General features: G+C 49.6%; 16 protein-coding genes. 8 read left to right on the forward strand and 8 right to left on the reverse strand.

Annotated elements, in window-relative coordinates; translation table 11 throughout:
• A partial coding sequence (locus ACR6Z4_RS16845; RefSeq protein WP_479718461.1) for an ABC transporter transmembrane domain-containing protein occupies window positions 1-1,116 on the reverse strand: 1,116 nt, incomplete at its 3' end.
• 732 nt (window positions 1,117-1,848) lie between these two features.
• On the opposite strand from ACR6Z4_RS16845, the gene ACR6Z4_RS16850 reads away from it, so the two are divergent.
• The 4 genes from ACR6Z4_RS16850 (at window position 1,849) to ACR6Z4_RS16865 (ending at window position 5,633) form a co-directional block, all read left to right on the forward strand.
• Window positions 1,849-2,547 (forward strand): 2OG-Fe dioxygenase family protein, encoded by a 699-nt coding sequence (locus tag ACR6Z4_RS16850; RefSeq protein ID WP_479718462.1) that lies wholly within the window; start codon window positions 1,849-1,851, stop codon window positions 2,545-2,547.
• A gap of 188 nt (window positions 2,548-2,735) precedes the next feature.
• The gene (locus tag ACR6Z4_RS16855; RefSeq protein WP_479718463.1) at window positions 2,736-3,986 is read left to right on the forward strand and encodes a cysteine desulfurase-like protein; all 1,251 of its coding nucleotides are present in this window, start codon (window positions 2,736-2,738) and stop codon (window positions 3,984-3,986) included.
• Window positions 3,987-4,104: 118 nt separating this feature from the next.
• Window positions 4,105-5,010 carry a ketopantoate reductase family protein gene (locus ACR6Z4_RS16860; RefSeq protein WP_479718464.1) on the forward strand — a complete coding sequence of 302 codons (906 nt, stop codon included), beginning with the start codon at window positions 4,105-4,107 and terminating at the stop codon, window positions 5,008-5,010.
• Window positions 5,011-5,237: 227 nt separating this feature from the next.
• On the forward strand, window positions 5,238-5,633 hold the full coding sequence (locus tag ACR6Z4_RS16865; protein ID WP_479718465.1) for a VOC family protein: 396 nt from the start codon (window positions 5,238-5,240) through the stop codon (window positions 5,631-5,633).
• 8 nt (window positions 5,634-5,641) lie between these two features.
• On the opposite strand, the gene ACR6Z4_RS16870 is transcribed toward ACR6Z4_RS16865, so the two are convergent.
• Together ACR6Z4_RS16870 and ACR6Z4_RS16875 are read right to left on the reverse strand one after the other, a co-directional pair.
• A complete protein-coding gene (locus ACR6Z4_RS16870) occupies window positions 5,642-6,040 on the reverse strand; it encodes a hypothetical protein (protein WP_479718466.1) in 399 nt (132 codons plus the stop codon).
• Window positions 6,041-6,359: 319 nt separating this feature from the next.
• Window positions 6,360-7,433: a glycerophosphodiester phosphodiesterase gene (locus tag ACR6Z4_RS16875; protein ID WP_479718467.1), complete on the reverse strand. Its 1,074-nt coding sequence runs from the start codon at window positions 7,431-7,433 to the stop codon at window positions 6,360-6,362.
• Window positions 7,434-7,602: 169 nt separating this feature from the next.
• Between ACR6Z4_RS16875 and ACR6Z4_RS16880 the strand changes: the two genes are divergently transcribed.
• Window positions 7,603-9,249, forward strand: coding sequence for a glycosyltransferase family 39 protein (locus ACR6Z4_RS16880; RefSeq protein WP_479718468.1), 1,647 nt, complete (start codon window positions 7,603-7,605; stop codon window positions 9,247-9,249).
• A 206-nt stretch (window positions 9,250-9,455) separates the two neighbouring features.
• Here the strand turns inward: ACR6Z4_RS16880 and ACR6Z4_RS16885 are convergent, their stop codons facing one another.
• The 4 genes from ACR6Z4_RS16885 to ACR6Z4_RS16900 form a co-directional block, all read right to left on the reverse strand.
• Complete coding sequence (locus ACR6Z4_RS16885) at window positions 9,456-9,710, reverse strand: DUF3493 domain-containing protein (protein ID WP_479718469.1); 255 nt, start codon at window positions 9,708-9,710, stop codon at window positions 9,456-9,458.
• A gap of 95 nt (window positions 9,711-9,805) precedes the next feature.
• Window positions 9,806-11,134, reverse strand: coding sequence for an FGGY-family carbohydrate kinase (locus tag ACR6Z4_RS16890; RefSeq protein WP_479718470.1), 1,329 nt, complete (start codon window positions 11,132-11,134; stop codon window positions 9,806-9,808).
• Between the two features lie 77 nt (window positions 11,135-11,211).
• The gene (locus tag ACR6Z4_RS16895) at window positions 11,212-12,741 is read right to left on the reverse strand and encodes an OmpA family protein (protein ID WP_479718471.1); all 1,530 of its coding nucleotides are present in this window, start codon (window positions 12,739-12,741) and stop codon (window positions 11,212-11,214) included.
• Between the two features lie 305 nt (window positions 12,742-13,046).
• Entirely contained in the window at window positions 13,047-14,702 is a 1,656-nt protein-coding gene (locus ACR6Z4_RS16900; protein ID WP_479718472.1) for a Ppx/GppA phosphatase family protein, read from the reverse strand.
• A gap of 355 nt (window positions 14,703-15,057) precedes the next feature.
• Here ACR6Z4_RS16900 and ACR6Z4_RS16905 point away from each other — a divergent pair, with 355 nt between their 5' ends.
• The 3 genes from ACR6Z4_RS16905 to trxA all read left to right on the forward strand — a co-directional run bounded on the left by ACR6Z4_RS16905 (window position 15,058) and on the right by trxA (window position 18,568).
• Window positions 15,058-16,839: an ABC transporter substrate-binding protein gene (locus ACR6Z4_RS16905; RefSeq protein WP_479718473.1), complete on the forward strand. Its 1,782-nt coding sequence runs from the start codon at window positions 15,058-15,060 to the stop codon at window positions 16,837-16,839.
• Between the two features lie 92 nt (window positions 16,840-16,931).
• On the forward strand, window positions 16,932-17,726 hold the full coding sequence (larB, locus tag ACR6Z4_RS16910; protein ID WP_479718539.1) for a nickel pincer cofactor biosynthesis protein LarB: 795 nt from the start codon (window positions 16,932-16,934) through the stop codon (window positions 17,724-17,726).
• A gap of 518 nt (window positions 17,727-18,244) precedes the next feature.
• The gene (gene trxA / locus ACR6Z4_RS16915) at window positions 18,245-18,568 is read left to right on the forward strand and encodes a thioredoxin (protein WP_479718474.1); all 324 of its coding nucleotides are present in this window, start codon (window positions 18,245-18,247) and stop codon (window positions 18,566-18,568) included.
• 250 nt (window positions 18,569-18,818) lie between these two features.
• Here the strand turns inward: trxA and ACR6Z4_RS16920 are convergent, their stop codons facing one another.
• Complete coding sequence (locus ACR6Z4_RS16920; protein ID WP_479718475.1) at window positions 18,819-22,148, reverse strand: M14 family zinc carboxypeptidase; 3,330 nt, start codon at window positions 22,146-22,148, stop codon at window positions 18,819-18,821.
• Window positions 22,149-22,619: the final 471 nt, after the last annotated feature.

Raw genomic sequence — 22,619 nt, forward strand, 5'->3', positions numbered from 1 at the left:
TCTCCTACCTTCCCTATCTCCCCAACTCTTAACCCCTGACCCCTGACGTCTAACGCCTGCTTCTGGGTCACGGATTTCGATCGGTTCGTTTAAGATATCACTGACTCTTTCGAGGGCGGTGAAGCCTGCTTGAATGGCGGTGAATTTTTCGGCAAACTGTCGCAATGGGTCAAACAGCCGTTGGGCATACAGGATGAAGGACGCCAGGATGCCAAATTGGAGTTGCTCTCTTAGAACCAGTAAACCGCCTAGAAACAACACTCCGGCGATCGCCACCAATGCAATCCATTCCAATGTGGCAGAGACCGCAGAATCGAAAAAGATAGTTTTATCGACTTCGGTAATGTAGCGCAGGTTAATCGTGCGATAGAGTTGGCTGTTAAACTGCTCTCGACGAAACAGTTGGACGACATTAATGCCGACAATATTTTCTTGCAGATTGGAATTGAGCGCCGACAGTTCTTCTCGCGCCTTATAGTTTGCCGTCCGATATTGCTGCTGGAAGTAAACCACCAGTGCCGTAATCGGCAATAGCATCAGCAACAACATCAGTGCCAGCTGCCATTGCAACGAAAACATGATCACCATGATCACCAGCATGGAAAATAGATCGCTGACAATGCCGATCGCTCCCGTAGAAAAGACGTCGCCCAGAGCATCGACATCGCTGGTGAGGCGGGTAATCAACCGGCCTACGGGGGTGCGGTCAAAAAAACGTGCCGCTAAGGAGGTGACATGGTCGAACAGATCGTTACGAATACTGGCAGTAATCCGTTGACCCAAGCCCTGGATCAGATAGCTTTGGGTGCTATTGAGCAGCAGTTGTAGCGTGATCGTTAATGCCAGTAGCACGACCAGAAGATTTAGCCCACCAGAGAGCGATCGCCCTTGTAAAAACCACATCGTTGGCTCTCCCCGGATCAGCGAGATCGCCTGACCCACCAAAATGGGCTGCACAGACCCTGCCAACGCCAGGGGCACCAGCAAAACGAAAGATATGGCGAATAACCGCTTGTTTTGCAACGCATAGGGAATCAAGATGCGAAACAAGCGCCAGTCGGTTTGTCGGGCGGAACGATGCTCCTGAAATTCGTCAGGTAGAGGTGCGGAAGTCATGCTCAATCAAAAGTGTGGCAAAAGCAACAAAAGTCACGCTATCCACTGTAGCGTAGCGGACTTGCTTGCAGAGGGCTTCTCTTTTAAGGAGGACGATCAGAGTTGCCTCATTATCTTTATCGAATTGCCATCATTTCTTCATCTACTTCTTTATTTAAATCGTTACAAATTCCCCAAGAATATCTGCGCCTGCGCTAGAGTGATCGATGTGGGGATCAACAGAAAAACATTCATTCGCTGTTAGAAAACATGGTAAAGCGGGTGATGAGATTCCTACAACAATCATTCAGTGGTGATCCATAGTATCTCTACAAAAGTGTCTCCACAAATGTTGATTACAGATTGATACCTAACTTCAAGCTGTTATTAATCGCGATCGCGTCCACCAATTGGTTTTTAAGTAAGGGTACGGAACCTGACGCCCCCACGCAAGGATTTGATCCCTGTGCCCTTTTTGATTCCTAAATGGCATCGCTATCCCGAGGAGTGAAGAGGACAACAGTCCCTATCTTTGTTAATCAAAGCCAGAGACTCTGGGTAATGTTTAAACAGGTTGTCACCTCCTGCCCTGTAAAGCTTACACCTGGGTTTTGGACTTTATCCAGTTAATTTTTATGCAAATTCTCATGAAAATTCAGGGGCATAGTGTGTCTTTAAACCATTGTCCCCAATCATGAAAAATTACAGTTTCAGATGATATAAGGTTCGTTCATTTTTTGGCAGGTCTACCGAATGCTGAACTTGTTTAAACCCAAAGAATTCAGTTGCCTAACTAGCTATGTCTTAGAGGCAATTACCTCCGTCAGGGTTGATCAATTGACCCCATTTTTTGATAATCTTCCACCCGATCCTTATCTGGAAGGAAATTACCGTTTTCGACGGTTATCGCACTTCAAAGTGGCAGGCGATCGCCTGGTCAAGTTGCCCCATCGGCGACTGTTTCAATCCAAAAACTACAATCCTTTGCTAGGCGATATTGCGAGAGAATATGCCGAGTTAGAAGATGGTTTGCTCGAATTAGAAGACTTCCAAAAAATCGTTTGGGAATTTTTCCAATTCTGTCAACTTTGCACATCTCATAACGAAATTGGGGTGCATCAAATTCGTATTACTGCCTATCCCGATCAAATTGGCAATCCTGCGCCGGAAGGGGTGCATCGAGATGGCGTCGATCTGGTAGGCATTTTTTCGGTCAATCGGGATGGTATTGAAGGCGCAGAAACCCATCTTTATCAAGAACAAAACGGCACGCCAATCCTGACCAAAATTCTCAACCCTGGTGAATTTTTAGTCTTCAGTGATCATCAGTTTTTCCACTTCACATCGCCCATCCAGGCGATCGCTTCGGGCAATGGCGTCAGAGACGTGTTTGTTTTAACCTGTCCGGGTCTATTTCCGCCCGATCCATCAGAGACAGACCGGACTGATTAGATCGATCGGTCGGGAACCTGGAGACTGTGAAATCGCAGGTTTCATGGTCTTCAGATCGTCCGAAGATGTAGGTGTGTCAGCGCGGCGACGCCGCGCTGACACACATAAACGTCTTCCACAGAGACTTTTGAGTCAATTTGGGTGCGATGTTGAGTCTTGCTGTTTCTCTACCCTAGACACGGACGGCTATGGTTGCTTTAGATTTGCAATGGATTCGCGAGCAGTTTCCAGCTCTTGCCCTGGAAATAAATGGTCAACCGGCAATTTTTTTCGATGGTCCCGGTGGTACTCAAGTCCCCAAAACGGTCGTCGAGGCAATGGGCGATTATCTGGTGCGATCGAATGCTAATTCGCACGGGCTATTTGCTACCAGTGAACGAACTGATGCGGTCATTGGGGCAGCACGAGTGGCGATCGCTGATTTGATGGGCTGCGATCGCGATGAGGTGGTGTTTGGTGCCAATATGACCACCTTAACCTTTGCCCTCAGTCGGGCGATAGGTCGGGACCTGCAACCGGGCGACGAAATTGTGGTCACCCAACTCGACCATTCTGCCAATGTTTCACCCTGGGCTGCTCTGCAAGCACAGGGGATCGTGATTCGCACGGTTAAGGTTGATTTAGAAGATTGCACGCTGGATTTAGAGAGTCTGGCACAACAGCTGAATTCGCGTACTCGATTAGTCGCCGTTGGCTATGCCTCTAACGCGGTTGGAACGATTAATGATGTCTCAACCATCGTCAAAATGGCGCATGAGGTGGGTGCCTGGGTATTTGTTGATGCGGTTCACTATGCGCCCCACGGTGCGATCGATGTGCGGGCGTTAGGATGCGACTTTTTAGTTTGCTCGGCGTACAAGTTTTTTGGACCCCATTTAGGGATTCTCTACGGCAAACGAGAGCTTCTGGCGCGGCTGCAACCCTACAAAGTGCAGCCTGCGCCAGATCAGGTACCGTATCGCTGGGAAACGGGCACCCAAAACCATGAGGGCTTGGCTGGTTTGGTGGCGGCGATCGCGTACCTGGCAGAATTGGGCGATCGCCTTTCCCCGGAGGCGACAACCCGCCGTCATGCGCTATTAACGGCAATGCAAGCCATTCAGGCTTATGAGCAAGACCTGAGTCGAGGGTTGGTTGCCGGGTTGATGCAGATTCCAGGTTTGACGGTTTACGGCATCACAGAACCCGATCGCTTTTTCTGGCGTACACCTACGGTTGGCATCCGGTTTGCTCGACACTCTCCCCACGAGGTCGCGAAACAATTGGGCGATCGCCACATTTTTAGCTGGCACGGAAATTTTTATGCGTTGGGTTTAACTGAGGCACTGGGGATAGAGTCGAGTGGCGGATTATTGCGGATCGGATTAGTCCATTACAACACGATGGCAGAGATCCATGAATTATTGAAATCCCTTCAAGACATTGCAACCTTCACGTAATTTCAAAACCCGATTTGAGAACTCAAAAGATTGGGGTGTGTTAGGCTTTTCCTCACACACCCCTCAGGCAAAAATGAACGGTTGCAGGTAGAAAAATCCCTATCTGTAGGTCATGTTTATGATGAGAATTTTGGTATTGGGTGCGGGTGCGATCGGCATATTTTTAGGAACAACGTTGTATGCCGCTGGATATGATGTGGTTCTGTATGGCGGACGAAAACTTCGCAGTATCACCGACCCAATTTGGATCAATCAATTACCCTATTCCTTACCGCCACGAATTTATCAATTACAGCCCGATCAATACGACACTATTTTTGTTACGACCAAGCTATATGACACCCCGAATACCTTGATCGATCTGAGTCGCTATCACTTTGATCCAACGATACTTGCTTTCATTCAAAATGGACTGGTCAATCGTGATTTTTATGGGGAATGGCAACGCCATGCAGGCTTCACAACCTTCAGCGTATTCAATGGGTATAACCTGACCCACAATCAGATTCTGGTAACAGAAACAGACTTAGGATTTCAGGCTGAAGATACGCTGATAGGGCGAAACGTCTGTGCCTTACTGTTGTCTGCCAAAATTCGGTGTCATATTGCAACGGATCTGGCACAAGCGAGAGCAAAGAAATTAATTTTTAATGCGGCTGTTAATGCCCTCTCAGCCATTGAGAAGAAACCGTTTGGTGATTTAGTTTTGCATCCGAGAACCTGCTCTATTGTGGATGGAATTATTCAAGAAAGCTGGCAGGTTTTGAACGATGATTATGCGTTGCCTGACCTAGTCATCATGCGAGAAGCCATCCATAACATCATCAATCAAGTTCCCGAACACTATTCTTCGATGTATCAGGATTTAATGTCAGGACGAAATACAGAAATTGACTTTCTCAATGGCTTTATTATTCAGTTAGGCGAGCAAAAAGGTATTTCAACTCCCTATAACCGACAGGTTTACTGTCAGCTTTTCGCTCAGTCAGGCAGTATCAGAGGGCATAGCCTGATTGCCTGTTAATTAGCTTGTGGATTGAATAAAGCCTAACTTTTTGAGAGAGACGCGCTCCGCGCGTCTCTCTCAAAAAGTTAGTTTGTACTCCACTCGATTGAAAATTGACATGAGTCATCCCCTTGTCAAGTCGAAGTCGTTATGATTATGATTTAAGGAAAGGCATTGTTGATGCCTCAAGGCTGACAACGTTTGTCGTTTGACATTAGCAATGCATCTAAAACAAGGAAATAGCTATGAACTTTAATCGGTTTGAGCACATCAATCTTTCCTGTCGTGACTTCGACAAAACCCGATTGTTTTACCAGGCGCTTTTCCCGGATTGGTCGGTTCGGGCTGAAGGGGAAAATGATGGCAGGCGCTGGATGCACTTTGGCGATCGCCAGTTTTATCTCGCACTTAACGATACGCCCGAGCTAGAACGTACTCATCATCTGTACGAAAACATTGGCATCAACCACATTGGATTCGTGATTGCCGATGGCGACCAGATGAAGGCGCAGCTAGACAAAAATGGCATTGAGTACTACACCATGACCGCCCCTGAAACCAAGCACCGTATCTACGTCACCGATCCCGATGGTAACGAGATCGAACTGGTGGAATATCAAGCGTCCTATGCGCTGAAGTAAGCCCTACTCTACCGATTGGGATGGGATGAGCGAGTCAGGTTTGGCAATTGTGGACTCTTCCGCAGTGGAGTAGAGACCTGAGCAGCTACAGGATTGGCTGACGGGGCAGCGTGGACGGATGATCGGTTGGCGTCGATCGCATCTGCGTCTGCTACAGGTTGCGCGATCGCGTTAGCTATGGGAATCCCTGGTTGTTGGATGTTTGCCCCTGTGATATTAGGCGATCGCTCGATAGATTTACCCTTAATTCGCCAGGGCAATCCGGCGGGCTGATGGTAGTTAGAGGCGATTGCCAGCAAAAAGCCAACGACAATAAAAACAGGCATGGGCACCGTTATGCCTTCGACCAACGGATAAAGCTCCGCCATGCCAAAAAATAAGACGAAACAAACAACTAACAGCGGCATTTTCTAAGATGTCAAACGTGTTGCAGAGTACCCAATCTCTGCAAATTTGCAGTATAACGCCTGTGTTGCCCGATGAAGCGATTTTCCTCTGAATCTATAGCAATCCTATTTGATCTGTGAAAATGATCCGGTGTGAAAGCGCCCGCCCGAAGGGCGGGCGCTTTCACACCCGATTTAGGATCGCTATGTGTAGATCTCTGACAGATTGGGGTGGCTGCAAGATATAAGACCTCGGAGGTTTTAAAAACCTCCGAGGTCTTAAGTGTTGAGGCGCGGTGGAGCCGCGCCTCAACAAAATTAGGATTTCATGGTCTAGTTTTTAGGGACTGCTGTTCTCAGGTAGGGTTTGGATGCGATCGCGAGCTGCCAGGGCAGTATCAGGAAAATCTGAAAATACCCCATCTATCCCCAGTTGAAAAACCTGGTCGTATTCTGCTGAAGGATTGCCGTTGTAATTGTGAGCCAGATATCGAGCTTCATTGCGGAATGTATAGGCATGCACCCATAAGCCTGCGGCATGAGCCAATTTGATGATGGGTACAATCTCGCCCGTCAGTGTTTCGCAGGTTTCAGCGATACCATCCCCATCCAGATCGATCGGGGGATCAAGCGGTTCTGCCAAAACGAAGCTGCGTTTCCACAATCCAATTCCTGCTGCATAGGTGGCAACCTGGGGTAGATTGTCCTCTGCCATCAAATCGGCATAGGTCTGGCGATCGCCGTTGACAACCCCATCATAGGGTTGAAGATGCCACGCGTCACACAGTTGGATCAGCGGCAAAGCAATTCCTGCGGCTGCCATCAAAGCAGGCAATTCATCCCGTAAATTAGAAACTTCAAAGGATTGAATAAAAACCCGTTTGGGATCGGTAAATTCGTTAGCAACCAATTGGGCAATCAGCGGTTCTTCTAACGACAAACCCAGTTGATCAAAATAAGTCGGGTGCTTAGTTTCGGGATAGATGCCGACTTTTTTCCCCGTTTCCCGTTCCACCTGTTTCACCAGATCGAGAATGTCTTGCAGGGTGGGGATGGTAAAGCGATCGTTGTGCGATGGGTCGCGATCGGGATGAGCCTGCCTGGCTCGCAGTTGCTTCAGTTCGGCTACAGTAAAATCTTCCGCAAAAAAGCCCGTCTGTGCCAGTCCATCCACCATTTTGGTCGTGCGGCGATCGCCAAACTGGGGTAGATCTGCCACATTTGTCGTGTCGATCAAATTCGGTTCGTGGCGGGCGACCAGTACGCCATCTTGCGTCGAAACCAGATCTGGCTCAATAAAATCGGCTCCCTGGGCGATCGCCAATTGATAAGCCGCCAGCGTATGCTCTGGCAAATAGCCACTGGCACCTCGATGCGCAATCACAATGGGCAGTTTGCCCGTTAAGGTTTCCATAGAGTGTATCGGCGCTGCTGGATTGAATCTGCTCTGTAGCGATTCTATTTGATGTGTGAACCTGATTAGCTGTGAAAGCGCCCGCCCGAAGGACGGGCGCTTTTACAACTCATTGGGGATGGCTATATGACTACAATAGTGCGGTATTGCCCCCCAGGAGATACCGCATATGGAGAACCTCAAGACCGTTGCCGAAAAGCCTGTGCTTGCGCTCTTAAGATGGATCGTTCTCGGTCTCCTCATCGTTGGTATTGTGTTTCGATTTAGCCATTTAGACAAAAAAGTGTACTGGCATGACGAGGTGTTTACCTCAATGGAGGCAACTGCGCACACCGGATCAGAGCTGAAGGCAGAGATCTTTACGGGGCAGGAGGTTGCTCCCGCTGCCTTGTTACCTTATCAACGCCTTGATCCAACCCGGACGGTGTCACAACTGATTTTTGGATTAGGTAGTGAAGATCCCCAACATCCTCCTTTCTTCTATCTGTTGATGCACGCCTGGATGCGCTGCTGGGGAGACTCCGTTGTGGTAACGCGCAGTTTTGCCGCCATCTTGGGCATGCTGATTTTTCCGGGGGTGTATTGGCTGTGCTGGGAGTTGTTTCAATCGCCTCTGGTCGGATGGGTGGCGATCGCTCTCTTAGCCATCTCGCCGATCCATGTAGTATATGCCCAGGAAGCCCGAGAATATAGCTTGCTTACTGCCTTGACGTTATTCAGTAGTGCGGCATTGTTGTGGGCAATCCGATGCGATCGCTGGCAGCGCTGGATGGTGTATGGTCTGACGCTGATCGTGTCGTTTTATACGGCTGTGTTTTCTGCCCTCGTCGCCTTGGGTCACGGGCTTTATGTCCTCTCCACGCAGCCCATGAGTCTGGAGAAAATGGAGGATGGCGTCCAATTGCATGTGCAATTGACCCGACGAGCCATCACATTTTTGCTCACCGGGGCGATCGCCGTCATCGCATTTGTTCCCTGGCTCTATTTCCTGGCGACCTATTCGGATGTTTTCAAAGCATCAACCGCCTGGATTACCATTTCCCTACCCCTGTCCACAGGGTTTAAGCTGTGGATGTTGAACCTCAGCCGGGTGTTTTTCGATACCGATGGCAATCCGTTTGCAGCCGATGGACAGATAAACTGGTGGGCTATTATTCCGATCGTGCTGCTGGAGATGTATGCGTTTTACTTTTTGATTAAAAAAGCTCCCAAGTCGTCCTGGCTGTTTGCGTTGAGCGTATTAGCGGGCACATCACTGCCGTTAATATTGCCCGATCTGGTGTTTGGAGGACAGCGCTCTTTAACCACCCGCTATTTCCTTCCCTTTTTCCTGTGTCTGCAAATTGCGGTGGCGTATCTGATCGCTCAGTTACTCATCACGGCAAACCGTTGGTATCGCTCTATGGGAATCGCTCTGTTCACCCTACTGGCGATCGCTGGCATCGTTTCTGGTGGCATGTTTTTGCAGTCCAATACCTGGTGGAATAAAGTCATGAGCTACGACAACCCAGTCATTGCTCAGATTCTCAACACGAGCGATCGCCCGATTTTAATCACGGATGCCTTTGGCTATAACCCCGCTAATTTAGTCTCGTTGAGCTATTTGTTGAATGAAACGGTTCAATTGCTGCCCCTTCCAGAGGTTGGAGTGTCGAAGGAAATTCCAACGCTGACTGATGTATCGCATCCCATCTTTCTGCTGAATCTGCCAGACTACTTTAGAGCTGAATTTGAAGCAACCTATGGCGGTCAGTTACAACCCGTGATCGGCGAACTGTGGAGCTGGAAACCTCCCTTCAGTGAGACTGATACCTAATACCAATCTTTTATGAGGTTGCGCCAAACTAGAACCCCCTGTAGTCTCCCTTGGCAAGGGGGATGGCGATAGCCGGGGGGTTGAATAAGATGCCGCTTCATTTTGTTGTGTGCCGCGCTCCGCGCGGCACACAACAAAAAAACTGAACATATCCAAGCGCGAAGCGCACGAAAAAACAACCCTTTTAGCGAGTTTTAAACCACGCCCTAACGCTTTTGTCCCATTTTTAGCTCTAATCGATACAGCCAAACCATTAACGCCACTATTCCCACTTGCAAGGCAAAATTGGGCGCAGCAACACCGACCTCTCGACCTGCCAACAACTGCATCAAAATTACAAATGCGCCGATCAAACCCGATGCGCCAAATGCAACATAAATAAATTGCCGGAACGGACGATAGGGTGCTTTGATCTCTGATTTGAGGCGGGCGCGGAGTTCTGGATCAACAGAGGGTGGCATGAGCAAACCGATTGACACTGTTTAGATTTACCCTATCACGGGCATTACTGGTTTTGGGCAGACAATGGGTGAAACTCTGGGTTTCCCGTGCCGCTTCATGTCGGGATTTCGCCGTGCTGATTTTTGCGAACTGGACGACTGCCGTTGAGCGCCAGCAATGCCGTTCCATATGCCGCTGCGGTATGGGCAGATGCGTTTACAGGAACCCCCAAATGGCGCGATCGCAGCGTTGTCCATGCCTCATTCCTGGCACCTCCACCCGCCGTATAAACCTGGGTTAAAGGGGTTGCACCTAAATCTTGCAGTAGTTGATAGCCCCTGGCTTCAATCCGAGCCATGCTTTCTAGCAAACCCTGTAAAAACTCAACGGGGTTATCGGGGCGTGGTTCGAGACGGGGTGCCAGAGTCGGATCGTTAATGGGAAAGCGTTCTCCCGGTTGTGTCAGGGGATAGTAATCGAGTGGACTGGGGCGATCGGGTTGCAATTGACGGCTCAACTGTTCTAATTCCACCTGACTAAAAAACTGTTGCAGAACTGCTCCGCCCGTGTTGGATGCGCCGCCGACCAACCAGACATCACCTAAGCGATGGCTGTAGATGCCATAGCGAACATCATCAACACGAGTCTGACTCAGTAGCTTGAGCACCAGGGTTGACCCCAAAGAGGTAACGGCTTCACCCGGCAACTGGGCACCGCTGGCAAGAAAGGCAGCAATGCTATCGGTGGTGCCAGCGCAGATCTGGCAGTCAGAGGGCAAGTTCAATGGCTGGGCGATCGCCTCTGTTACGGTTCCTGCAACTGTCCCCGGTGCCACAACATGCGGCAATTGAAACGGGTGAGACAGCGATTGCATCCAGTCGGGATAGCTCAGTGCTGCCACGTCATAGCCCAGTTTCAACGCATTGTGATAATCGCTGATGCCCAACTGCCCATGCAGCAAGAATGCCAACCAATCTGCCTGATGCAGGAAATACACAGGCTGTTTCTGTGGGTCGATATTGCCCCAATTCACTGACCACCAGAGCAACTTTGCCAAGCTGGAGGTCGCACTGAGAACGGTATGGTGGGGTGGGGCGATCGCCTGTAATTGATCCAAGACGGCAGCTCCACGGGCATCGTTGTACCACATCGGTTCCACCAGCGGCTGACCCTGGCGATCGCAGAGTAACACAGTGGATGAGGTGCCATTGATGGCGATCGCCCGGATTTGAGGACGCAGATCCGACGGTAATTCCCCGATTAGATGCCATAGAGCCGTCTGCCACAAAGCTGTCTGCCACAGAGCCGTCTGATGGTGTTCTGAAGTCAGTCCTGAAGTCCATGGAAACTCCGTCTGCGCCAGAATTTCTGTCTGGGAATTAATGGCGATCGCCCGTGCCCCAGACGTGCCAAAATCAATCCCTACATAGACCCCTGTTTTCATACCGTTGAGCCGTTCAACCTTGAGTGTGGGAGCGATCGCAGGGCGATCGCTCCCACACTCAATCCTAAAACCCCTGGCTACTTTTGAATGATGATTTCAATGCGACGGTTACGCTGCCGACCCAGAGGATTATCGGATCGATCGCTGTTGATATCGAGGGCTACAGGCATGGTTTCTCCATAGCCCTGGCTACTGAGCCAGGTCAGATCGATCTTGCCTTGACGGTTCAGCCATTGCTTGACGGCCTCAGCCTGACGCTCTGACACACTCTGGTTGTAGGCGTCACTGCCAATCGAGTCTGTATGTGCCTGAATTTTTACTGGACGGTTAGCATAATGCGTGGCGATCGCTCGATTGATCTGGCGCATCATCTCCTCGGCATCGGCAAGCACCTCATCCTGGTCAAACTCAAAGAGACTGTCTACCGGAATTGTGATGATGGTGAATTGCTCATTGGCTTGAACCGTCACCCGCAGAGAAGTAATTTCCGGCAATCTGGTGATCGGAAACGCCGTTTTAGGAAACTCGATATTTAAATCAGCTGCATCCTCTTCATCCACAGACCTTTGGGGTAACGACTCTGCTGTCAGGTCAGGGGTGGGGACAGGGGGGGCAGTTTCTGGCTTGGCTGCTGGGGTTGGCTCGGTGTTCGGGGCAGCCGATAGCAGCAATTGGGCATGGGGATTGGCGGGTGAATAATTCGCCTGAGGGGACGGAAACGCTAAGTTGGGTTGTTTTTGGACGACCAGTTCAATCCGGCGATTGCGCTGCCGAGCCAGGGGATTGTCTGATCGATCGATGTTAGTATCCAGGGCGATCGGGCGCATCTCGCCATACCCCTGACTCATCATTGACATGAGTTTGAGGCTATGCTGCTGTTTCAACCACTGTTGGATCGAGTCAGCCCGACGATCTGAGAGGCGTTGATTGTAGGCTTCATCGCCGAGTGAGTCTGTGTGCGCCTGAATTTTGAGGGTGCTATTGGGATAACGAGTGGCGATCGCCTGCCCGATCTGACGCATCATTTCTTGAGCATTGGGGCGAACCACAGCCTGATCAAAATCAAACAGACTATCCGCTGGAATGGTAATGATGGCAAATTGGTCATTCTCTTGAATCTGAATGCTGAGAAATTTAATATCCGGCACCCTAACTCGTGGGTATCGGGCTTCGGGAAACTGCACTACCAGATCATCAGGTTCCAGTGCCGGAGCCGGGGCAGGGGCAGGGGCAGGGGCGATCGCTTTCTCGGTGGTTAATTCCGCTTTTAAGCGTTCATCCAATGCCAACTCTGCAATGAAAAATTGCGTTGTCAAAGGCGGCAGGTAAAACGCTTTATCGTCTGTTGTCAACCCTGCAAACGGTTTACGGGGAAAAGACACTGGCGGTAATGCTTCAGTCTCCCAAACCTGATCTTGAAACGTTTGCAAGTCGAATAAGGAAAGACTTTTGGGCGCAAGTGGATCGGTTACAGACTTGGCGTCAACCCGACCGACCAACGCACTCAACACCGTAATAAGCAGGCAAATGAAAAAAGGCAATGTAGACGGTTTCATATCCCAACAGGTCTTTAAAGACAACACAGGGTTAATAAGAAGAACCGGCACAATGCACCTTCCGTAAAATTAGCGATCGCGTGTCAAAAAAACTGCACCTCTTTGCATACCCTTTATCAATTCAGATCGCTATACAAGTTTTATAACCGATTAAGTGGGCTAAAATATAAACCCTTATCCGGATAAATACTGAGACGTGTGATGTTTGTTTAAAGTTATAGCCGTTGACGAGATAAATAAGTCATGCCACTTTAGGTTGGCGATATAGCGCTATGTAGGTTCATTAAGTACGGAAACGGTGTGGTGGGGCGCTCCGCGCCCCACCACACAAAAAATCATGACCTATCGGTAGGCGCTCAGGTCGGGGTTCGAAGCGATTCCAGTTTTGGCATCAGCTTAATGCCAAATTCTGACTCAAAACACGATTTTTTCTGATCCAAACTCCACAGCTCTAGCGCACAGTCATCGCCAGCCTTCGCACTCCAAATGTGCAAATCCAGTTGCTTTAGCTCCGGATGATAGTTGCATTTCACTTGCTGAATTGCACCAATCTGACGGCGATCGAGGGCAACGGCTAAGCGCAAAATGGCACTGAGTTGATCTACGGCTTTGCGATATCGCTTGCTACTGATATTGCGATAGCTATCGTGTTTTTTCTTGGGCGCATTTTTGCGATGATAACGGGCAAGATTGGCGATCGTTTCTACTTCTAACTCGGTGTAGCCCAGCAGTTCGCCATTGCGAATTAGGTAGTAGGAGTGTTTGTGGTGCGAAGAATGGCTGATAAAGTGACCGCAGTTATGCAAGACTGAGGCTGCCCAGAGCAGTTCACGTTCTGCTGCTCCCCAGTCATGCAAAACTCCCTGGGTCTGGTCAAACAGATTCAGAGCAAAGCGAGCGACTCGCTCTCCGTGCTCCATGTTGAGGGCATACTTGTGGGCGATTTTAATAATGCTCCGTTGCCGCACCGATCGCTGATAGCGTAACCGATCTTCGATCAGCCCGTGGGTCAGCATCCAGTCTACAACCAGCCCTTCTCGCAGCGATCGCTCACAAATGGCGATCGTATCAACGCCCAGCAAGATCATCGCTTCTTGCAAAATCATGGCTCCGGCAATGATGATCTCCGAACGACGATCCGACATTCCCGGTAAAGCGCTTCGCTCTGCACAGGTTAGCTTGCGCAGGCGATTAACAATCTCCTGCAAATCTTTCAGGCTCATCTGGTAGCCGTTGAGAGGCGTTGGCGTAATCCCCAACTTCTCGCGGGCATGAAGCGTTGCCAGGGTTTCAATCGTGCCCGACGTACCAATAAAACGAGGCACTTCTCCCGGTTGCAGATGACTACGAATCTCTTCTACCGGACGTTCCAACATTCCCTGCACATAGGCTTTGAGATAGCTGAATTCTTCTGTGCTGATCGGGTCAGTGTTGATTTTTTCTGCGGTTAGCCGAACTGCCCCGATTTTGGTACTGCTGAGGCTACGGGGTTCATGCCCATCACCCAAAATTAGCTCGGTAGAACCGCCACCAATGTCAATGATGATGTGAGGTTGGTAGTTAAACTCCATCCCCGACAGCACGCCCAGATAGATGCGTCGCGCTTCTTCGGTGCCAGAAATGAGGTTGATGAATAGCCCCAGTTCATCGTCGATAGACTTGAGAAAGTCTTGTCCATTCGGAGCTTCTCGGACGGCACTGGTGGCAACGGCAATAATATCTTCCGCATTCAGACTTCTAGCAATCTCCTGGCAGCGCTTGAGCGCCGTAAACGCCCGTTCCATTGCCGCTTTACTGAGGTTGCCCGTCTCTTTATCGCGATCGCCCAGTCGCACGGTCGCCTTCTCTCGCGAAATAATGCTGAAGCTAGGAATAGACGGCTGAACTCGCACCACAACCATGTGAATGGAATTGGTGCCCACATCGATGGCAGCAAGAATGCGGTCTTGTGCTACAGCCGGAAAAGAATTGCTGAGCAAAGTATCTTCGTAGGTATCAACGATCTTGATCATCAAGATGTTTGCGAAAGTATTATGAACGCCTTTCAAGGGTGTGGATTTGCCATCAGGATGAGTGTGTCATTGCCCTCAGCACTCCGCAGTTTCCTCAATATTATCGTGATAGCTGACACCTGATATTTTCTTCTAATCAAAAGCATTACTGAAACTTATCAAGAATGGGCTAACGGCTTGAATAAAATCTAATTTTTGGGGAGGGCGACGGCGGAGCCGTCGCCCTCCCCAAAAATTATAGGTGTATCGTGAAATCCACGTTTTCCAGCCAGATCTAAGCCAGAAATATTTCGAGCCAGAAATATAATGTGGTTTAACCATTCCCCTCGTTCTTGCAAGACTTGCAGGTCTGCTTATGCGCCGTCGGTTGATTATCGGGGTTCTTCTCATTGCTACCCTGTTCTTTAGCGCCTGTCGTTTGCTGACGACACCCTCTCAGGCAGAAGGCGCGACGCAACTGGTGCTGACCACCCTGCAAGATCCCAAAACGTTTAATTACGCCCTGAACCAGGAGTTTCCCAACATTTTTTTGTTCACATTTCGCGGACTGACGACTCAAGAGGGCACGACAGGCAATATTCAACCCGATCTGGCAGAGTCATGGGAGGTTTCCGCCGACCAGCGGATGATTACCTTTACGTTGCGTCCCAATTTGCGCTGGTCGGATGGTGAACCGCTGACGGCTGCCGATGTGGTGTTTACCTATCGAGATATTATATTCAACGAAAAAATCCCAACGGATGCCAAAGACGGCTTGAGAATTGGTGCCAATCGAGCGTTTCCAAACGTCCGCCAACTGGATGATCGACGAGTAGAATTTACCTTGCCAGAGCCATTTTCTCCCTTCTTGCCATCCACATCGGGACCCCCCACTGATATTGTCATTTTGCCAAAGCATCGGTTAGAAGACTCCGTGCGATCGCTCGATTCCAATGGTAATCCCTTATTTCTTTCGACCTGGGGCACTGACACCAACCCCGCCGATATTGTTGTCAACGGTCCCTATTTGATCGAAAGCTATACCCCCAGCGAACGCATCATTTTTCGCCGCAATCCTCACTTCTGGCAACAAGATGACCTGGGTTCTCAACTTCCTTATATCGATCGCATTGTTTGGCAAATTAGCGATTCAACCGACACACAACTGCTGCAATTTCGGTCGGGTGGGTTAGATGCCATTGGCGATGTGCGAGTGCTGCGCCCCCAAGATTTTATGCTGTTAAAACGTGAAGAAGCACGGGGCAAATTCAAGATTTACCAGGGCGGTTCCTGGTCCAGTATGACCTTCATTTCGTTTAACCTCAACCGTGCCAAAAACGATAAAGGGCAACCGTTTGTCGATCCGATCAAGTCACGCTGGTTTAACGCCAAGGAATTTCGTCAAGCCGTCGCCTATGCGATCGATCGCCCTCGGATGATCAACAATATCTACCAGGGCATTGGCATTCCCCAAGATTCGCCCATTGCCGTGCAAAGTCCGTTTTACCTTAGTCCCGAAAATGGCTTGAAGGTTTACCCCTACGACCCAGACAAAGCCAAGCAACTGCTGCAATCGATCGGCTTTCGCTATAACGAAATCGGGCAGTTACTCGACGCAGATGGCAATCTGGTTCGGTTTACGTTGCTTACCAATTCCGGCAATGAAGTTCGAGAAGCCATCGGTGCCCAGATTAAAACTGACCTAGGCAAGATTGGCATACAAGTTGACTTTAGTCCTATTAGCTTTAGTACATTGCTGAGTAAGCTGACCGATACCCGCGATTGGGATTGTCATTTGATTGGCTTCACAGGTGGTATCGAACCCCATGGGGCGGCTAATTTATGGACGAGTGGTGGTGGTTCTCATTTATTTAACCTGGGACCCCAACCCGGTTCGCCATCGTTATCTGATTGGCAAATATCTGACTGGGAACAGCAGATCGATCGCCTGTTTGAGGCGGGTGCTAAAGAATGGAACGAAGAAAAGCGCCAGGCGATATATGCTGAATTTCAGCAAATTGTCCAAGATCAGTTGCCGGTGATCCATCTGGTGCAAGAAATTGCTTTGATGGCAGTGCGCGATCGCGTCGAAGGCGTTAAATATTCTGGCTTACCCAGTTGGGGCTTGTGGAATATCCAAGAAATTCGTGTGAAATAGGATTTGAGATGATGAGAATGAGAGACGTGATGCCTCTCATTCTCATTATCCTGATCACAGTCGTATCCCTTTATCCCTTTATTCTTTTCCCTGTGACTCAACCCGACGCTTTACGTAATTTGCTGGATGCGGTTGCTGCTGGCGACGTAGCACCCGATATTGCCCTAGACAAGCTCAAACATTTTGATTTTGAACCCGTGGCAGATTTTGCCAAGGTCGATCACCATCGCGTCTTACGCACCGGATTTCCCGAAGTCATCTGGGGTCCCGGAAAAACTCCGGAACAAATTGCCCAGATTTTTGCAGCGCTACGGCAGCGCAATTCCGTCGTTATGGCAACTCGCATCGACCCCCTGGTATTTAGCCAACTGCGCTGGCAGGTTGCTGATTTGCGCTATTACGAAATGGCAAAGATTTGTGCGATCGTTCCTACTGAGGTTCAACCCCAATATCTCGGTACCATTACCCTGATTTCGGCAGGCACCGCCGATCTGGCAGTTGCAGAAGAAGCCGCTGTTACCGCAGAACTGTCAGGCTTTCGGGTGCAGCGGCTTTGGGATGTGGGGGTATCGGGCATTCATCGACTGCTCAGCCACCGGGAATTGGTTGCCTCTGCCGATGTTTTGATTGTGGTGGCAGGGATGGAAGGAGCCTTACCCAGCGTGGTGGCAGGGCTGGCAGATTGCCCTGTGATTGCTGTACCCACCAGCATTGGCTATGGCGCAAATTTTGGTGGGTTAGCCCCTCTGCTGACGATGCTGAACTCCTGTGCTGCCGGGGTCGGCGTTGTTAATATTGACAATGGCTTTGGGGCAGCCATGCTGGCAGGACAAATCTTACGCACCGCCCAAAAACTGGTAGATCGGGAACGGCATGATTCAGGATGAAGCGTAGCTTTGACACCGAGTTTTGCAGCGTTTATAGCGGTGTGCACGTTCGTTAAGTACAGAAACGGTATTGTGGGGCGCGGAGCGCCCCACAATACCGTACTGAATCAACCTGCATAGCGCTACATATAGCAGCCGAGAGGCTGATTGAACGGGGTGCAGGAGTGGAACCCTAGCCCCACTGTCTTAACCATCTACTCAATTGCTATATAGCAATCCTATTTGATCTGTGAAAATGATTCGGTGTGAAAGCGCCCGCCCTTCGGGCGGGCGCTTTCACACCGAATTTAGGATCGCTATAGCAAGTCTCAATAGCGTGCGTACAAATTATTGAGTGAGAGCCGCGCCCCGCGCGGCTCTCACTCAACACCCGTCATTTATCCGGGTGCAAAGCGCTATAATCCACAGTTCAAGCTTCGTGATGTAAAGCAGCCTGATTTACAAAAGCAGGTTGTCATCTAATTTCTGCTAAAGTCAAGCAGTCTGATCAGACATTAATCACTTCGGGAGACGCCGTAATGGGTACAGCCGCTTTTATTCAAGATGAAACTGAGTTTGATGCACTCGTGACCAATGAGGCGTTGTTGGTGGTAGATTGCACGGCCAGTTGGTGTGGACCATGTAAACTGGTTAGCCCGCTGATGGATCAGTTGGCAGAAGAGTATAGCGATCGCGCCAAAGTTTACAAACTAGATCTGGATAACAACAAGGCGATCGCCAATCGCTTCAACATTCGAAGCATTCCGGCTGTCATGTTTTTTAAGCAAGGTGAGTTGCAAGAAACCATCATTGGGGTCAAGCCCTACGAAGAGTTTGGCAACGCAGTGCAGCGCTATTTGTAAGGTTTTGTTTTGCCATTCATCAGGGGCTTTGTGTAACCAGGCGCTTCCTACCAATGGCTATGAAAATTGAACGAGTAGTGCAAACACTAAATCTTGCTGCATGGAGGGTTGTATAGCGATTTAAGTACAGAAACGGTGTTGTGGGGCGCTCCGTGCCCCACAAAATCGTATTGAACAACCTGCACAACGCTATAGCGGGATGAATTTGAACGTGAACCCGAAGGGTTCACGTTCATTGAATCGTCGATCACTATGCGATCGGGGCAAAGTCAGCTGCCGTCAACGTTGCCGTCACATCCTGCAAAACTGCCAGCGTTTCTGTCTGAAAACCAATCAAGACATTGCCATCGGTTTGGGTAATATCTAGTTGCTCAAAACTCAGCCGACCTGCCAACCCAATTAAATCTCTGCCAACTCTAAAATCAAAGATGGTATCTGTGCCTTGACCAAATGCCAGCGCAAATGTGTCTGACCCGCTACCACCCCTGAGATAATCGTCGCCTGCACCTCCCCACAGCAAGTCGTCGCCCTCATCGCCCCAGAGACTATCGTTGCCCTCGTCGCCATAGAGAGCATCATTGCCACCCTTACCACCTATACGGTCTGCCCCGGCACCCCCATAGATGACATCATCGCCAGCTTTATAACTGCCACCCGAAGAAACGCTATTATTATCGCCGCGCAGCGTATCATCGCCGGTGCCACCAAAGAGATAATCATCGCCACCACCACCCGCAGCCGTATCATCCCCAGCCAATACATAAATGACGTCGGTGCGTTTACCTCCTTTCAATTCATCAGCCCCACCCGTTCCGGTCAAGGTCTTGGCGTCGGTTGGAATATCAAGAATATCCAGGAAGATCGCTGTCGGTACGCCCCAAACCCCATCTTCATTTTGGGTTTCGAGGTAAATCGTATGGCGACCTGCTGATAACTCAGACGTGTCGATCGTGGCAATTAAATCTTCAACGGTGCCATCAAATGCACCATCTGCGGCATCCAATTCTTCTGTGGTAGTTCCCTCAAACCAGGAAGGAGCATCGATGGAATACCGTGCCGCTGCAATATTTTTGAACTCTGGCAGCTCTAAACCTTCGGTCAATCCTGGAGGAGAATTGCCATTGTCATCATCGTAGCGGGTTGAGTCAGCTGTAGCCGTTAGAGTCACAGCAAACCCTGCCGCCACTGCACCAAAATTTAACGCCGGATTGACAATATCGGGACCTGCGGAGGTCTGATAGGGACGATAGGCTGACTTGGCAGCATAGAAAAAGGCAGGAATGATTTCTGGGTCAATAATGGTCTCAAAATAATCTGTATCTTGGAAAAAGGTAGTCCCTAACTCAAAGGTGTAGGATGCCACACCAAAGGTGTTGTATGCCCAGTCGTCGGAGGTGCCATCGGTAGGATAAAGCCCGATCCCCTGTTGCACATCGTAGGCTTCCCCATCTGCCAGAGCTGTGTAGTAGCCAAACTTGAGTCCCAAATTTCTCAAGCCGGTGTAGTTAGGCGGCGGCTCATTTGTCCAGCCAAAGGGATAGAGGATCAGGTTACTGTAACTATGAACGTCGATGTACACTCCCGTGGCATCATCTGGAGCCGGATCAAACTCGTCAGGACCCTTTTGATCAGGAAACAGATCTAACAAATAGTCGCGAACGGCTTGGGTTTCGGGTTCCGAGAAGGGAGCCGTGCCACGATAGAGATCTGAGAAGGGATTGTCGCTCGACCCACCCGGAATTTCACCCCATTTTGAGGAATAGTTCCGGTTCAGGTCTACGCCGTAATACGGGAAAAAGGCAGTGCCATCCCCAGGATTGGTATTTTTTCGCCAGAGATAACCTTGTTCGGCGAACTTGCGTCCGTCGGGGTTGACGATCGGTACGATGTGAACTTGAAAATTATCGAGTAGCCAGGTGGAGTCGGCATCCACGCCATATCCGGCAACTAACTGTTCAGCAAAACGAGTAACGGCTTCAGTGGTGGTATATTCGCGAGCATGGATGGATGCCTGGAGATATAAAGCCGGCTTTTCGCCGCCATTGGGTGCAGCAATATCTTTGTTGGTCAGTTGCAAAGCGTAAATGTTATAACCAGACGATCCGCCAGGGGTCACTTTGTCGTAACTGTCGCCAATATCAACCCAACTCGCCAGATCGGGATTTGCTGCCGCGATCGCTTCCAGATCTTCGTATGTGCCTTCAACCGTGCGGTAACTAGGGAAGTTGGGGATGACATCTTCGGTAATCGTGGCGATCGCATCAGGCACTCGCAATGACGCATATTGAGGATCGGCACTCGTCACCGTAATTTCGATCGGCGACTTTTGATCATTGCCCTCATAGATATCATCGGTCACTGCCGCCACAGGTACGGTCTGGGGGATATTCCAGTTATCGGGCGTAAAGGTGATGGATGCGATCGGCTGAAGTTGATTCTCATCAACCGTAAAATTTAGCGTTACATCCGCAGTCGGTGCTTTCTCTAAAACCAGGCTAAATCTGAGCGGATCAGGAACATTATCCTCACTGACTGCCGGAGAGCCAATGACTTTGATGCCGGGAACCAGTTCATCGGTTACTTCTACATTGTCGATCCCCCAGTAATACGACCAGTTGCCTTCAAAGCGAAACCGGATCTGCGTACTCGACACCCCTGCTAAGGTATCGGTTAAGTCCACGACTTGCGGACCAATCACAGGTTCACCGGAGTCTGAGAAATATACCGTTTCCCAGGTATCTCCATTCAGCACTTCAACATAGGCAAGACTGCCATAGTCGGGATCAATCAAGCCCTGATATTCCTGATCAAATTTGAGGTATAACTCATCCACCCCAGAGATATCGAACTCGGGCGAGACAAACGCTACATTCTCGGCAATGTCATCGTTTGAGAAAAAGTCGCTATCGTAGATGGCAAAGGGATCGGTTAACAGATCGGCAACATCTCGTCCGGCAGGGTTATCAAACACCCAGGCATCAATTGACGGATCACCTGCAATAACATCTATGCTCCAACCTGGAGGAGGAGTACTGCCAATGGCATCCGAAAAATCTTCAAACAACAACGTCGTTAAAACGGACGGATAGTGTGCCATCACCGTGGGCTGAAACGCAAGTGGGGTTTGAATGGAGCCAATCGTTCGTTCTAACTGCCAGTTTCCCTCATGGTGAGCGGCACCTGTTTTGCTGGTAGATGCCGCAATTTTGGCACCCGTCAGGGCGTGTAGTTGTCGGATAAATGCCTCTCCCTGAATGCCCTCGGCAACCTGACAACCGTATAGAAAGATCTCTGCACCATCAGCCAGGCGATCGCGCCATTGCAAGAGTTGATTTTGGTACGGTACCAACGTTTCTAAACTCAGCCAGATGTTTCCTAACTGCAACCGACCTGCATGACCATGAGAAACAATGTGTATGGTGGCAATATCAATCTGGTTTGACAGCACCTCACTAATTTGGGCGATACCGTCGGTTTCCGGATGCAAGAGAATGACGTCATAACCCGGTAAAACGCCTGCCATGAGACTGGGGTAGTCATCGACAGCCGCATCAATAAAAACAAGATTTTTAAACTGCAATTGTAATGAAACTGGTGAAACAGCTATGGAGGGGGCGGGTGAAATGCTGGATAACATAAGCGTCAAACTAAAGCTCCGTAGATGAAGAGTAGATTTACTCAACTAAGGGTCACGCATTTACAAAAACTCGAATGTTCAGTTGCAGAAGCGGGGCATCGCCTTACCTCTGCAAATCAATCCTCGGTTTAATTCAATTGACGATCCCAACCGAGCAGCAGGGACGATAGCGCTAAGTGCTGACATCGGTGATGAGTATTTTTTGAGATCCCACTCAGCCGAGATCTCGCAAAACACTCTTTGCTTAAAACGCCACAGAATTACTAAATTACGTTATACGTAGCAAAACTAAAGTCCAAGCGTCATCAACAGGGATCGTTTTAGGGGCAATTACTGACAAAAGCTGATCTAACTTCTCTTAATCTTGCCAGCCAGGAGTGTTTGATCAAATACCTCTTTCATGAGTTTTATGAT

It is taken from the genome of Calyptranema fuscum S582, assembly GCF_055793305.1.